This window comes from Pusillimonas sp., from assembly GCF_044464525.1.
Taxonomy (GTDB): Bacteria; Pseudomonadota; Gammaproteobacteria; order Burkholderiales; family Burkholderiaceae_B; genus Pusillimonas.
The window spans coordinates 15,122-29,573 of the sequence record NZ_JBIQLE010000038.1 but is presented as its reverse complement, the minus strand read 5'-3'; the positions used below and the strand labels follow the sequence as shown (position 1 = coordinate 29,573).

At 60.6% G+C, this 14,452-nt stretch carries 13 protein-coding genes; 9 read left to right on the top strand and 4 right to left on the bottom strand.

Annotated features, from left to right (window positions below; all coding sequences use genetic code 11):
- Window positions 1–929 (bottom strand): NADP-dependent isocitrate dehydrogenase (icd, locus tag ACIY1O_RS15695; RefSeq protein WP_397476036.1); only part of this gene is annotated, 929 nt, incomplete at its 3' end.
- A 201-nt stretch (window positions 930–1,130) separates the two neighbouring features.
- Here icd and ACIY1O_RS15690 point away from each other — a divergent pair.
- On the top strand, window positions 1,131–1,559 hold the full coding sequence (locus ACIY1O_RS15690; RefSeq protein WP_397476035.1) for a DUF1841 family protein: 429 nt from the start codon (window positions 1,131–1,133) through the stop codon (window positions 1,557–1,559).
- Between the two features lie 66 nt (window positions 1,560–1,625).
- On the opposite strand, the gene ACIY1O_RS15685 is transcribed toward ACIY1O_RS15690, so the two are convergent.
- Together ACIY1O_RS15685 and ACIY1O_RS15680 are read right to left on the bottom strand one after the other, a co-directional pair.
- Window positions 1,626–1,988: a c-type cytochrome gene (locus ACIY1O_RS15685; RefSeq protein ID WP_397476034.1), complete on the bottom strand. Its 363-nt coding sequence runs from the start codon at window positions 1,986–1,988 to the stop codon at window positions 1,626–1,628.
- Between the two features lie 13 nt (window positions 1,989–2,001).
- The gene (locus ACIY1O_RS15680; RefSeq protein WP_397476033.1) at window positions 2,002–2,352 is read right to left on the bottom strand and encodes a c-type cytochrome; all 351 of its coding nucleotides are present in this window, start codon (window positions 2,350–2,352) and stop codon (window positions 2,002–2,004) included.
- Between the two features lie 157 nt (window positions 2,353–2,509).
- Here ACIY1O_RS15680 and ACIY1O_RS15675 point away from each other — a divergent pair, with 157 nt between their 5' ends.
- From ACIY1O_RS15675 to ACIY1O_RS15640, 8 genes are all read left to right on the top strand, one after another.
- Window positions 2,510–3,370, top strand: coding sequence for an AAA family ATPase (locus tag ACIY1O_RS15675; RefSeq protein WP_397476032.1), 861 nt, complete (start codon window positions 2,510–2,512; stop codon window positions 3,368–3,370).
- Window positions 3,371–3,414: 44 nt separating this feature from the next.
- Window positions 3,415–4,587 carry a vWA domain-containing protein gene (locus ACIY1O_RS15670; RefSeq protein ID WP_397476031.1) on the top strand — a complete coding sequence of 391 codons (1,173 nt, stop codon included), beginning with the start codon at window positions 3,415–3,417 and terminating at the stop codon, window positions 4,585–4,587.
- Between the two features lie 106 nt (window positions 4,588–4,693).
- On the top strand, window positions 4,694–7,468 hold the full coding sequence (locus ACIY1O_RS15665; protein WP_397476030.1) for a M16 family metallopeptidase: 2,775 nt from the start codon (window positions 4,694–4,696) through the stop codon (window positions 7,466–7,468).
- Between the two features lie 293 nt (window positions 7,469–7,761).
- Window positions 7,762–9,777, top strand: a complete 2,016-nt coding sequence (locus ACIY1O_RS15660; protein ID WP_397476029.1) for a TonB-dependent receptor plug domain-containing protein — start codon at window positions 7,762–7,764, stop codon at window positions 9,775–9,777.
- 53 nt (window positions 9,778–9,830) lie between these two features.
- Window positions 9,831–10,379 (top strand): DUF2478 domain-containing protein, encoded by a 549-nt coding sequence (locus ACIY1O_RS15655; RefSeq protein WP_397476028.1) that lies wholly within the window; start codon window positions 9,831–9,833, stop codon window positions 10,377–10,379.
- The gene (locus ACIY1O_RS15650; protein WP_397476027.1) at window positions 10,376–11,413 is read left to right on the top strand and encodes an iron ABC transporter substrate-binding protein; all 1,038 of its coding nucleotides are present in this window, start codon (window positions 10,376–10,378) and stop codon (window positions 11,411–11,413) included. The genes ACIY1O_RS15655 and ACIY1O_RS15650 overlap by 4 nt, the downstream gene beginning before the upstream one ends.
- Window positions 11,410–12,438, top strand: coding sequence for a FecCD family ABC transporter permease (locus tag ACIY1O_RS15645; protein WP_397476026.1), 1,029 nt, complete (start codon window positions 11,410–11,412; stop codon window positions 12,436–12,438). Before ACIY1O_RS15650 ends, ACIY1O_RS15645 begins: the two co-directional genes overlap by 4 nt.
- Window positions 12,435–13,193: an ABC transporter ATP-binding protein gene (locus ACIY1O_RS15640; protein WP_397476025.1), complete on the top strand. Its 759-nt coding sequence runs from the start codon at window positions 12,435–12,437 to the stop codon at window positions 13,191–13,193. Before ACIY1O_RS15645 ends, ACIY1O_RS15640 begins: the two co-directional genes overlap by 4 nt.
- A gap of 20 nt (window positions 13,194–13,213) precedes the next feature.
- Here ACIY1O_RS15640 and dnaJ read toward each other — a convergent pair whose 3' ends face one another.
- Window positions 13,214–14,326, bottom strand: coding sequence for a molecular chaperone DnaJ (dnaJ, locus tag ACIY1O_RS15635; RefSeq protein WP_397476024.1), 1,113 nt, complete (start codon window positions 14,324–14,326; stop codon window positions 13,214–13,216).
- Between the last annotated feature and the right edge of the window lie 126 nt (window positions 14,327–14,452).

The window sequence follows — 14,452 nt, the reverse complement described above, 5'->3', positions numbered from 1 at the left end:
TAGTCGCCGTTGAGGCTGAGGGGGGCAATGACGTCGTACTCGGCCGGAGGCAACAGAATCTGCTGCAGGAAGGCGTCGGCGATGGAATCCTTGACCGTGATCTCGCGACCGGTCTTGGGATTCTTGAATTTGCACCATGGGCCGCCGTCGATCAGCTCGGCGCCGAATTCTTTTTGGGCAAGCTCGTAACCCCAGTCACGGAAGCCACCTTCGGTGAACTTCATGATGTTGCCCTTGTGAACCAACGTGACCGACGACTTGTCGTTGTCGATGGCGTATTGAATGGCCTTGCGGACCAGGCGCTGGGTGCCTTCGCGCGAGACAGGCTTGACGCCGATGCCGGAGGTTTCCGGGAAGCGAATCTTGTCGACGCCCATTTCTTTTTGCAGGAAGTCGATAAGTTTCTTGGCGTCGGCGCTTTCTGCTTCGAACTCGATACCGGCGTAGATGTCTTCCGAGTTTTCACGGAAGATGACCATATTGGTTTTCTCGGGCTCTTTAACCGGCGAAGGCACACCCTTGAAGTACTGGATGGGACGCAGGCAGACGTACAGGTCGAGCTGCTGACGCAGGGCCACGTTGAGCGAGCGGATGCCGCCGCCCACAGGTGTGGTCAGGGGGCCTTTGATGGATACGACGTACTCTTTGACGGCATCAAGCGTTTCTTCGGGCAGCCAGACGTCGGGGCCGTAGACCTTGGTGGATTTTTCTCCGGCGTAGACTTCCATCCAGTGAATCTTGCGCTTGCCGGCGTAAGCTTTTTGCACGGCGGCGTCAACGACCTTGAGCATGACCGGAGTAATATCGGCACCCGTGCCATCGCCTTCGATGTACGGAATCACCGGTTCGTCAGGAACATTAAGCGAAAAATCGGCGTTGACCGTGATTTTTTGGCCCGACTCGGGGACCTTGATGTGCTGATAAGACATGGACGCTCCAGTTTGCTGCATAAAGGAAAGATTCAGTGAAACTGCAACATTATAGACCAAGTCTTATATAAGACTAAGACCCGGAAAAATAGCTCGGCGTCCATTTTAACGGCTATCGCGCGTTTCTGCGGAATGAATCGCAAAGCCGGGCCAGCACACTGCGCGGTTAAACTAACGGTTTGATTCAAGCCTTTTTCGTCTATGTTCAACCCATCCCGCGAGCAGGTTCGACGTTTTTTTGCCGACGCCTGGTCCAAGCATCGCAAGGCCGGCGTGCTTACGCCGCTGGAAAGCATGGCGATCGACTGGATGCTTCAGCATCCCGAATACCATGCCGCGCTAGAAGACCCGGACGCCGTTGAAGCTGATTTTCCAGTCGAGGCCGGCCAGACCAACCCCTTTTTGCATCTTTCCATGCACTTGGCCATCAGTGAGCAGCTTTCCATTGATCAGCCGCCGGGCATCAAGGCAGCCTACGAACAGCTTCTGGCCACCCGCGATGCCCACGCGGCGGCACACGAAATCATGGAATGCCTGGGCGAGGTTGTGTGGGAAGCCCAAAGGCTGGGCACGCCATTCAGCAACGACACCTATCTGGATCTGATCCGCAGGCGGGTGTCCCGCAATTGACCAAGCCGAATTGACAAAGCCGCCGAACCTTGCGGCGGGCGGCTTTGAATTACAGCGTGAACAGGCTTACTTGCTGACCGACAAAGGTGAAGGCAGCGAGGCAAGCCAAGCCGAGATGTTTTCGATGTCGGCTTCGCTAAGTTGCTGCACCATGGCGCCCATGACAGCATTCTTGCGTACGTTGGACGTTGCCGGCGCGCCGGCTTGCCCGCGCTTGTATGTCTTAAGCGAATGCGCCAGGTAATCGGCGTGCTGCCCCGCCAGGATGGGGTAAGAGGGCAAGGTGGAAGTCTTGGCATCGGCGCCATGACAGGTTGCGCAAGTGTACTTCTGGAAGGCAGCCTGGCCGGCGGCAAGATCGGCCGCGTGGGCGGAAGCCCCGAAGGCTGCAAACAGGGAGGCCGCTACGGCAAGAGTCAGTTTGTTCATGTCGTCTCCCGGGTTATTTGAGGCTGGAGTAATAAGCCGCAAGATCGGCCATGTCTTGGTCGCTAAGGCTTCTGGCGATGGCTTCCATGGTGGGGAAGGTGCGTCCGCCGTTCGCGTATTCTTGCAACGCGGCCACGATGTACTCGGCGTTTTGCCCGGCGATCATGGGAACGTGATAAACCTCGGGAAAGCTGGCCTTGTATCCTTTGATGCCATGACAGCCGATGCACATGGATACTTTATCGACTGCCGCTTTTGCATCGCCCACAGGCGCGTCGGCGGCCACGGCCGAGCCGGCGATTCCACAGAATGCCGTTACGGCCAGCGCAGAAATCGTGCGCTTGAAATTTGTTCGCAACTTCATATTAGCTCTTTTAGCAGTAGATAAAAGCCGGCCCTCAACCCCTCATGACCGACGAACCCGTTGGATTGTACGATAATTGAAGCCATACCCGCCACGTATCTGATCAACCCTCTTGGCGCAGCCGGCATAAACGCGCCCATAGACACACGGAAACTCCATGACATCAAACCCCTCGACAACGCAACGCTTTGAAGGAACCGAACGCTACGTCGCCACCGACGACCTGAAACTGGCGGTCAATGCCGCCTTGTCGCTGCAACGGCCGCTGCTTATCAAAGGAGAACCGGGCACGGGCAAGACCATGCTGGCCGAAGAGGTGGCCGCCGCCCTTGAACGCCCGCTTTTGCAATGGCATATCAAGTCGACCACCAAGGCCAACCAGGGCCTCTACGAATACGATGCCGTCTCTCGGCTTCGTGACTCACAGCTTGGAGACGAAAAAGTACGCGATATTGGCAATTACATTATAAAGGGCGTGCTATGGCGCGCCTTCGAATCGCCCGAACCCGTGGTGGTGCTGATCGACGAAATCGACAAGGCCGACATCGAGTTCCCCAACGACCTGTTGCGCGAGCTGGACCGCATGGAGTTCCATGTGTACGAAACACGCCAGACCATCCAGGCCAAGCACCGCCCATTGATCATTATCACTTCGAACAACGAAAAAGACCTGCCCGACGCCTTCCTGCGCCGATGCTTTTTCCACTATATCAGCTTCCCTGAGCCGGACACCATGCGCGACATTGTGTCCGTACATTTTCCCACCATCAAGCAAGATGTTTTGTCGGCGGCGCTGGATACCTTCTTCGCCCTGCGCGACGCCCCTGGCCTCAAGAAAAAACCTTCCACGTCAGAATTTCTGGACTGGTTGCGGCTGCTGATGAGCGAGGCGGTGCCGGCGGCGCAAATCGCCAACGTGCAAGATCTGCCTGTAATGGCCGGCGCCCTGCTCAAGAACGAACAAGACCTGACCTTGCTGCAGCGCCTGGCCTCTATCAGCCGCGCCAGTCGCCGCTAGGTGAACACTTTCATGTCTGACACACAGTTGCGAGTATCAGCGCCATGCTGACGGATTTTTTCTATCACTTACGAGCCCACAAGCTGCCCGTTTCGGTGCAAGAGTACCTGACCTTGCTCGAAACACTGCAGTCGGGCGTCATGCCTCCCACCCTGGATGATTTCTACCATGTTGCACGCATGACACTGGTCAAGGACGAAACCCTGTTCGACCGCTACGACCAAGCCTTCGGCACGTTCTATCGGGAACTCGAGGCCGCCCTGCCCGACGCCAAGGAAATCCCCCTCGACTGGTTTTTGAAGGAATTCCAGAAGCACCTGACCCCTGAAGAAAAAGCCGCCATCGAAAAGCACGGCTGGGACAAGTTGATGGAGCTCTTCAAGCAGCGCCTCGAAGAGCAACAAGAACGGCATGCCGGCGGCAATAAATGGATAGGCACAGGCGGCACATCAGCCTTCGGGCACGGCGGCTATCATCCCGAAGGCATACGCGTGGGCGGCCCGTCGGCAGGCAACCGCACAGCCGTCAAGGTTTGGGAAAAACGCGAATTTCGCGACTATGACGACCAGCAGGAACTGGGCACGCGCAACTTCAAGATGGCGTTGCGCCGCTTGCGGCGCTTTGCACGCGAAGGGGCCGAACTGGAGCTTGACCTGGACGACACCATACGCAGCACGGCGCGCAATGCCGGCTTTCTCGACCTGCAAATGGTTCCGGAACGCCACAACACGGTGAAGGTCCTGATGCTGCTGGATGTGGGCGGCAGCATGGACGACCATATCAAGCGCGTCGAAGAGCTCTTCTCGGCGGCACGCAGCGAATTCCGCCACCTGGAAGTTTTCTACTTCCATAACTGCCCCTACGAGTCGTTATGGCGCGACAACACCCGACGCCGGACCGAGCGCTTTGAGACCTGGGACATTCTGCGCACCTACAACGAAGACTGGCGCCTGATCATCGTAGGCGACGCCACCATGAGCCCATACGAAATTCTGCATCCGGGAGGCTCCGTCGAACATCACAATGCCGAAACGGGCGCCGCCTGGTTGCAACGCCTGCTCGATAACTGGCCGCGCGCGGCATGGCTCAACCCCGAGCCTGAAGGATATTGGCCTTACAGGCAGTCAATCGCCATCATCAACAACATCATGCATGATCGCATGTACAGTGTGACCGTAAGCGGGCTCGAGCAGGCCATGCGCGACCTGTCGAAATGAACTTGCGCGCCCGCCCGCACTCAAATCCTGTATCTGTGCGCTGCGACACGACGGCCGAACGGCTCTTTAGCTTATCTAATTTGAAACGCCTGGAACGCAAAAAAACATGAGCCACTATTTTTCTCGCTTCTTCCTTCTTTGCGCGCTGCTGCTTGGCGGCTTCGTCCCTACGTCATGGGCCCAAGCGCCAAACGCCTTGCCGGCCGGCATCACCCAGGGGCCTTCCATTGAAGGCACCACCGAATACACCCTGCCGAACGGCTTGCGGGTGTTACTGACGCCTGATGCCTCCAAACCGAATGTCACGGTCAACATGACCTATCTGGTCGGTTCCCGCCATGAAAATTACGGCCAAACCGGCATGGCGCACTTGCTCGAACATATGCTGTTCCGCGGCACGCCTTCGCTGCCCAACGCCTTGGGCGAGTTCTCTCGTCGCGGGCTGCGCGCCAACGGCACGACCAGCACCGATCGCACCAACTATTACGCCAGCTTCGCCGCCGACCCCGAAACGCTCGAGTGGTATATACGCTGGCAAGCCGACGCGATGATCAATGCCACTATTTCGCAAGAAGATCTTGACTCCGAAATGACGGTCGTTCGCAACGAAATGGAAAGCGGCGAGAACAATCCGGTTCAGATACTGATCCAGAAGATGCAGGCGGCCGCATACCAGTGGCATAGCTACGGCAAAAGCGTGATCGGCGCGCGTTCCGATGTCGAGCAGGTAGACATAGAGCAGCTTCGCAGTTTCTACAAGCTGCATTACCAGCCGGACAACGCCGTGCTCATCGTATCGGGGCAGTTCGAAGCCGAAAACATACTCGGCGTGATTGTCGACGCATTCAAGGACATCCCGCGCCCCGAGCGCACATTGCCGCGTGAATATACGGTCGAGCCCGTCCAGGACGGCGAGCGGCTTGTCGTGTTGCGCCGCCAGGGCGGCAGTCCCTTCGTGGCGTCGATGTATCACATCCCCGCTGTCGGAGACCCCAACTTCACCCTGCTGGACCTTGGCGCTGACATGCTCAGTGATACGCCGTCAGGGCGCCTGTATCGCGCGCTGGTCCCAGAAAAACTCGGCGCCGGCGTCTTCGGCTTCGCGCGTCCCATGGCGCAACCCGGTTACGCACTGTTCGGAGTCCAGCTTGAGCCGGGCATGGACGCCAGGACGGCGCTCGACGCCCTGGAGAAATCGCTGGATTCTCTTCGTGAAAAGCCCTTTGCCGAAGAGCAACTGAAACGTATCAAGAACAAATGGATTACCGGCTGGACCCAAATTTACGCTGACCCAGCCGCCCTTACCGACGCCTTGTCCAACGCAGCGGGAGCGGGCGACTGGCGCCTGTTCTTCCTGCGCCGCGACCAGGTCGAACAGGCCACGCTTGAAACAGTGCAGTCCGCCACCGAAAAATACCTGGTTCCCAGCAACCGTACCAACGGCATGTATCTGCCCACCGAACAGCCGGTTCGCGCGCCCCGGGCCGAACCGGTCGATCTTTCCAAGCTGCTGCAAGACTATGCCGGCAAAGACGTTCCCGACTCAGTCGAGGCGTTCGACCCCTCTCCCGAAGCCATTGACGCCGCCACCTTGCGTGAACCCCTAGACTTGCCCAATGGGTCGGTGCAACTTGCATTGCTTCCCAAAGCCACTCGCGGAGACCGCGTCCAAGCTACATTGCTCTTGCAATTCGGCGACGCCGACATGCTCAAAGGCAAACGCTCCATTGCCAGTATCACGGCCGATATGCTCGAACGCGGCACGGATGAACTGTCGCGCCAAGAGATCGCAGATCGCTTCGACGCCCTCCAGGCCGACGTAAGCTTCAACGGTGGCGCCAACAGCCTGGCCATACGCATGTCCACCGTCGGTGAAAACTTGCCGGCCCTGATCGAGGCCGTGTTGGATGTGGTTCGCCATGCCAACTTCCCGGCCGACCAGCTGGCCGAGTACCAGCGCCAGGTGTCAGCCTCGATTCAAAGCAGCATGGACGACCCCTCATCGCTTGCCTCGCTGGCCATCGCCCGGCACAGCAGCCCGTGGCCGCGCAACGATGTGCGCTACGTACCCACGTTCCAGGAACGCCTCGAAGACGCTGCCGCGATCAGCCGCCCCGACCTGGTTCAGTTCCATGAACAGTTCTACGGCGCCGGCACGATCCGCTTCTCGGCGGTCGGCGCCTTCGAACCGGAAACCGTGCGCAGCGCACTTGCCAAGGGGCTGAGCGGCTGGCGCAAGGCGCCGCCCTACACACGCATCAATGACCCTTATCATCCGGTTCCTCCCGAAACTTTCGATATCGACACGCCCGATAAGGCCAACGCGTTCTATCTGGCTTCCCTGCCTTTGAAAATCCAGGACACCGACCCACGCTTCCCCGCGCTGTACCTGGCCAACTATCTGTTGGGCGCCTCGGAAACCTCCCGCTTGTGGAACCGCGTCCGAGTTCAAGAAGGCCTTTCGTACAACGTGCGCAGCCAGTTCGACGCCTCGTCGTACGAACCTTCGGGAAGCTGGCAGTTCTACGCCATCTTCGCCCCCGAGAACAGCGACAGCCTGCGTGAAAGCATCCAGGAAGAGATCAAGAAAGCGCTCGAAGAAGGTTTCAGCGAACAAGAAGTCAAAGACGGCGTTGACGCCCTGCTCAAGCTGCGCCGCTTGGCCCGCACGCGCGACAGCGTCCTGGCCTCGGCCTGGATCAACTACTTGCAACTGGACCGAACCTTTGAATGGTCGGCGCAGATGGACGAAGCGCTGGCAGCCCTGACGCCCGACCAGGTCAACGACGCGATGCGTTCGGTGCTGAAGCCCGAGAACTTCAGCGCGGCGCTGGCGGCCGATGCCGATAAACGCAAGAAGGATGAGGCCGACGGCTCATGAGAGCCGGCAACAAGAAATACACTTGACCTCAGCGGGCGGGCTTCAGGCAGCCCCGCCCGCAGCCATCCGGCGCGACCACCAAATAGAATGAACTAAAAAACTTACTATGCGTCATTCGCTATATCCAGATAAATACAACGAGCGAATTTTCTGATACGATAGCGCCCATCGATTATCGAGACGACAGGCGACGGCTGTCCCTGCTCTCGTTCCGAAGCGCCGGGAGCGGGTCATGCCCGTCGTTTTTTTACCTAGCGATATATACGAACAAACATAACGGTAAGGGAAAACACATGAATCACAAGAACGAGCCGGCCTGTCCTGCGTCTTTTCTCGCCACCACGCTGCTGACCGCATCCGCCACACTGCTGGCCGCCGGGCCGGCGCTGGCGGACAACGTGTTCCAGCTTGGCAGCGTCGTCGTCAAGGGCGCGGAATCGGCCGCGCTGGAAGACGAACAGGTCATGAGCAGCACCCAGATCGAGCGCTACGACCTGAACACCGTGGGCGAGGCCGTCAGAGTATTGCCCGGCGTCAGCGTATCGCGCAACAGCCGCAATGAAGAAATGGTTTACCTGCGCGGCTTCGACCCGCGCCAGGTGCCGGTGTTCCTTGACGGCATTCCACTTTACGTGCCGTATGACGGCTATGTGGATTATGGCCGCTTCACCACGTTCGACCTTTCTCAGATTCGCGTCGCCAAGGGGGCGGCCTCGCTGCTGTACGGGCCCAACATCATGGGCGGCGCGATCAATCTGGTTACCCGCAAGCCCTCGAAGGAATTCGAAGGCGACGTGCGCATCGGCTATGCAAGCGGCGCGGAGCGCAAGGCGGCATTGAACGTCGGCACCAACCAGGGCTTGTGGTACCTGCAAGCCGGGGCCTCATGGCTGGAGGCCAACAGCTTCCCGCTTGGCCGCGGCTTTCAGGATTACCGCCGGCCTGTGCCCACCGACACCGGCAACTACCGCGAAAACGCCTATCGCACCGACAAGAAGTTTTCGGTCAAGCTGGGCCTGACGCCCAACGCCACCGACGAATACGCCATCGGCTACGTCAACCAGCAAGGCGAGAAAGGCAACCCCGCCTACACCGGCGAATTGAGCAATAGCCGCTTTTGGCAATGGCCTTACTGGGACAAGGAAAGCCTGTACTTCATCAGCAACACCGACATCGGCCAGGACCACACGGTCAAGTTCCGCATTTATCATGACAAATACAAGAATCGCCTGGACTTCTTCACAGACGGCACCTACACCACGCCCCACGCGCGCAATCTGCCCAGCCTGTACGACGACCAGACCTATGGCGCCTCGATGGAGCTGATCAGCCGCGCCATCCCCAACCACGAGCTGCACCTGGCCCTGCACTACAAGGATGACCGCCACCATGAAAGCGAAGTGGGCAGCACGGCCCCCACGGAAAAATATCGCGACGTCACCAAAGCCGTGGCTGTGGAAGACCTGATCGACCTGTCCGACTCCTGGCGCCTGCGCATCGGCGGCAGCTATGAACAGCGCGAAGCGCGCGAAGTGTTTTTCTGGCCGACCGGCAAGACCGACGCCACCAACGGCCTGGCGGAAATCATGTACGACCTCACGCCCGACTCCCAGGTTTTTGCCAGTCTGGCGTACAAGACCCGCTTCCCGACCATCAAGGACCGCTATTCGGCCCGCTTCGGCAGCGCCCAGCCCAATCCCGACCTGCAGCCCGAAAAGGCCCAGCACATGGAAGTGGGCTATCGCGGCGCGCCGTGGTCCGGTGGTCATCTTGAAGTCGCGCTGTTCCAAAGCAACATCCGCAACCTGATCCAGAACGCCGTGCTGCCGCTGTCCGAAGCGCAATGCGGAGATTTCCTCGACGAGCTCTGCAACCAGGCGCAGAACATCGGCAAGGCCAGGCACCGTGGCCTGGAGGTAAGCCTCCAGCAAGAGATCAGCCGTCAATGGCGCGCGGGCCTGGCCTATACTTATCTGAACCGCAAAAACCAGAGCGACGCGTCGGTGCGCCTAACCGATACCCCAAGCCATCGCCTGTTTGCCCATGTAAGCTGGAAGCCCAACGCTCAATGGGAAGTTCTAAGCACGCTGGAGGCCGAGTCCGGCCGCTATGTCAGCTACAGCAATGCCGAGCCCTACAAACGCCTCAGCGGCTTCGGCATCTGGGGGCTGAAAGGCATCTGGACGCCTCGCAGCGACCTTTCATTAGAGGCCGGCGTGCGCAACATCACCGACCGCTCCTATGAACTGGCCGACGGCTACCCCATGCCCGGACGCGTCTGGTACGCCACCGCCATATATCGTTTCTGATTTCAACGAACCGAAGGCGGCCAGGGCCGCCTTCCACCGCCAGGAGGGCCGTCATGGACGACACCGAAGAAACCATCGCCGCCGCAGCCATTGTGCACGGGGGCAAGGGCGATGCGGATGAACCGCTGCTTGAATTTGTGCGGCGGATGCAATCCAAGGGCCGCGTGGTGCGCGGGCTGGTGCCCGGTCCGCAAAGCGACCCCAGCGATTGCGCCACCCGCACCGTGCGCGACCTGGACGACGACACCATCTACCCCATCGGCCAAAGCCTGGGCAAGGAATCAAAAGCATGCTGCCTGGATCCGGGCGCCCTGCTCAAGGCCGGCATCGTCCTGCGGCGCGCCATCGGCAGCAATGCCGAGCTGGTCATCATCAACCGCTTCGGCATACTCGAGGCCGACGGCGATGGGTTCAGCGCGGAAATGCTCGAGCTGATGAGCCGGGGTACGCCTGTGCTGACCGTGGTGTCGCCCCCCTATCTGGACGCCTGGCGCGAATTCACCGGCGGCATGGCCATCGAACTTCCCCCCGATGCCGACCTGATGCAGCAATGGTTCGAGGGCATCCGGCGCCCGGTTCAGGCCTCCAGCGGCCGCACATGAACCGCAGGCGGCTACTCAAATCGCTGGCGCTGAGCCCGCTCTGGTGGACGGCGCGAGCTTTTGCATCGAACACCACGCTGGTTTCGGCTTTCGGCCCCCCGCCTGAACTCGTCCGCCGCGTCTATGCGGCCGGGCCGCCGGCCTCGGTTCTGGCCTACTGCCTGGCGCCCGAGAAACTGCTGGGCTGGCCCTATCAATTAAGCGACCAAGCCCTGGCTTTGCTTCCCGCACACGAGAAAAATCTGCCATTGGTGGGACGCCTGGCCGGGCGGGGCAGCACCATGGGCCACGAGAAGCTGATGGCAATGCGCCCCGACGTCATCCTGGACGTGGGCACGGTCAACGCCACCTATCTGAGTGCGGCCGAACAGGTCGCCGCGCAGACCGGCATCCGCTACGTGTTGATGGACGGCGATCTTCAGGAGTCTCCGGCCCAGTTGCGCATGGCCGGGGAAATACTGCACGCCCAGCCTCGCGCCGAGCTTCTGGCCGCCCACGCCCGGGCCATACTCGACCACGCCGCCCGGGCGCGGGAACGATACGCGCAGGACGCTCCTCGCCCCACGGTATATCTGGCCCGGTCGGCCGACGGCCTTGAAACCGGCCTGGCCGGATCGATACACGGCCAGGCTTTCAGCATGGCCGGCGCGCGCAACGTGGCACACACGCGGGCTTCATCGGGAGTGGGCCGCATCTCGATGGAACAGTTGCTGGCCTGGAACCCTGATTATATTTTCACGCAAAACCCGGCCTTCATCCGGCATGCACGCCAATCGCCGCTGTGGGCACAGGTGCGTGCCGTCAAAGAGCGGCGCCTGTACCTGACGCCAATGCTGCCCTTCGGCTGGCTCGACGCTCCGCCGGGCATCAACCGGCTGCTGGGGTTACACTGGCTGATCGACATTTTCAGCAACGACGGCCGGCCCTCGGCGCAAATCGACGACTTCATCGTGGAATTCTTTCGCGTGTTCTACCGCATCGACGCAACCGCCGATTTGCTGGCCGAGGCCCGCAACGCACGACACGACCCATGATGCTGCAATCGCTGCGTCTGCGCATCGTGTGGACGCCCCTGATCATCCTGCTTCTGGCCGCCGCGGCCACCGGCATCATCGCCGGCCAATATCCCATGACCTTGTCCGACATCGCATGGACGCTGCTGCGCGGAATGGGGCTGTCAAGCCGCGCGGCTGACGATGCCGCGACACTGGACGCGGTGATCTGGAACCTGCGCATCCCGCGCGCCGTGGTGGGGGCCCTGGTGGGCGCCTCGCTTGCGGCCGCGGGGGCCACCTACCAGGGCATGTTCCGCAACCCTCTGGTTTCACCGGATATTCTCGGCGTATCGGCCGGCGCGGGGCTGGGCGCCACGGCGGGCATCTTCCTGGGCCTGTCGATGATTTTCGTCCAGCTGCTGGCCTTCCTGGGAGGGCTGGCGGCCGTGGCATGCGTCTACTTCATTTCACTGTCGGTGCGGCGGCACGACACGGTTCTAGTGCTGGTGTTGGCCGGCGTCGCCGTCGGCACCCTGCTGGGCGCGGGCATATCGCTGTTGAAAATACTGGCCGACCCCTACACGCAGCTTCCATCCATCACATTCTGGCTGTTGGGCGGCTTGAACACAGTCACCGGCTCGGACATCGCCTTCATTCTCCCCTGCCTTGCCATCGGCCTGATTCCGCTGGTGCTGATGCGCTGGCGTGTGAACCTGCTCAGCCTCAGCGACGAAGAAGCGCAGTCGCTTGGAGTGAACACCACTCGCACACGCATCATCTTCATCGCCGCCGCCACACTGCTTACTTCGGGTTCAGTCGCGTTTACGGGCATCATCGGCTGGGTGGGCCTGGTCATTCCCCATGTGGCGCGGCTGCTTGTGGGGCCGGATTTCTCGCGCCTGCTGCCCGCCTCCGCCCTGCTCGGCGCCATTTTCGTGATTTTCACCGACACGCTGGCCCGCACCCTGGTCAGCATCGAGCTGCCGCTGGGCGTCCTGACCGCCCTGGTCGGCGCCCCCTTCTTCCTGATGCTGCTGGCACGCGGCGGACGTCAATCGCCATGAACAGCGCCATCCTCGCCGAAGGCCTCGTCATCGGGCATGCCGGCAAGCCCATCAGCCGGCCGCTGACCCTGCGGCTGCAAGCCCGAGAAATACTATGCGTGCTTGGCCCCAACGGCAGCGGAAAATCGACACTGTTCAAGACGCTGATGGGGCTTCTGCCCGCTTTGGAAGGAGAACTGCGCGTCCTGGACAAGCCGGTGCGCCGCTGGTCGCGCCGCGACTTCGCGCGCCGCGTGGGCTATGTGCCCCAGGCGCACGACGGCATGTTTCCGTTCACGGTGGAAGAAATGGTGCTGATGGGCCGCACGGCCCACATCGGACCCTATTCGCTGCCCGGAGCGCATGACAAGGACGTGGCCCACAAATGCCTGGAGCAGTTGCAGATATCCCATCTACGGGACAAGGTCTATACCGAGATCAGCGGCGGCGAACGGCAACTGGCCCTGATCGCGCGCGCCCTGGCCCAGGAACCGGCCATACTCATCATGGACGAGCCCACCGCCAGCCTGGACTACGGCAACCAGATCAGGGTGCTGGAACATGTGCGGCAACTGGGAAGCGACGGCATAGCCATTCTGTTAAGCACCCACCAGCCCGATCACGCCTTGCGCGTGGCCGATCGCGTGGCCCTGTTCCGAGACGGCGCCATCCACCATTGCGGCGCCCCAGCCCAAACCGTAACCCCACAGCGCCTGGCGTGGCTGTACGACCTGGACGAGGAACAGATTCCCGCGGTGGAGCCGCTCCGGCGCTGACAGGGCGCCGGCCTGACGCATCAACTGAAGAAGCTCTTCACCCGATCGGTCCAGGACTCGCTCTTGGGCGAGTGCTTCTCGCCGCCCTGAGACAAAGAAGCCTCAAACTGCCGCAGCAGCTTCTTCTGGTCATCATTAAGGCGCACAGGCGTTTCAACCGCAATATGGCAATACAGATCACCAGGGTAGCTGGAACGCAACCCCTTCACCCCCTTGCCCCGCAACCTGAACGTCTTGCCCGTTTGCGTACCCTCGGGGATGGAAATTTCCCCCTTGCCATTCAATGTGGGCACTTCTATTTCGCCGCCCAGGGCAGCTTTCGTAAACGGAATAGTCAATTCGCAGTGCAGATCTTCGCCGTCGCGCTGGAATATCCCGTGCGGCTTGAGATGAATTTCAACATACAAATCGCCCGGAGGGCCCCCGTTCACGCCCGGCTCTCCGTTGCCCGAAGAGCGAATGCGCATGCCATCGTCAATACCCGCCGGAATCTTCACCTGCAGCGTCTTGTTCTTGCGAATGCGCCCAACCCCGTCGCAGGCAACACACGGGTCGGTAATCTCTTTGCCTGATCCATGACAAGTGGGGCAAGTTTGCTGCACACTGAAAAAACCTTGCTGCATACGCACAGCCCCGCCGCCGCCGCAAGTGTGGCAAGTTTTCGGCTGTGTGCCCGGCTTGGCGCCAGAACCGTGGCAAGTCTCGCAGTTTTCCCAGCTTGGCACCCGGATCTCTGTGTCGAAACCGGCAGCCGCCTGCTCCAGACTGATGTCCAGGGTGTACTTCAGATCGGCCCCGCGATAAACCTGGGGTCCGCCGCCACGGCGACCGCCACCGAAGATTTCCCCGAAGATGTCGCCAAACGCATCGGCAAAGCCCGCGCCGCCCATGCCGCCCGCGGCGTTCGGGTCGACGCCCGCATGGCCGAAACGATCGTAGGCCGCGCGCTTTTCCTGGTCGCCCAGGATTTCGTAGGCCTCTTTCGCTTCCTTGAAGCGATCTTCGGCTTCGGCGTTGCCGGGATTGCGGTCGGGATGATATTTCATCGCGAGCTTTCGATAGGCTTTCTTTAGCTCGTCGTCGGATGCGTTCTTTCCAACGCCCAACACTTCGTAGTAATCGCGTTTTGACATAGAATCCGTGGCGCCTTCGGCGCCTGTCATCAAGTAACAACAATGCCCGGCTTCCGGCCGGGGCCTGTCAAGACAGCAAAGATTGCTTTCGTACTGACAGGCCCCGGCGCCGAAAGGCCGGGCCTT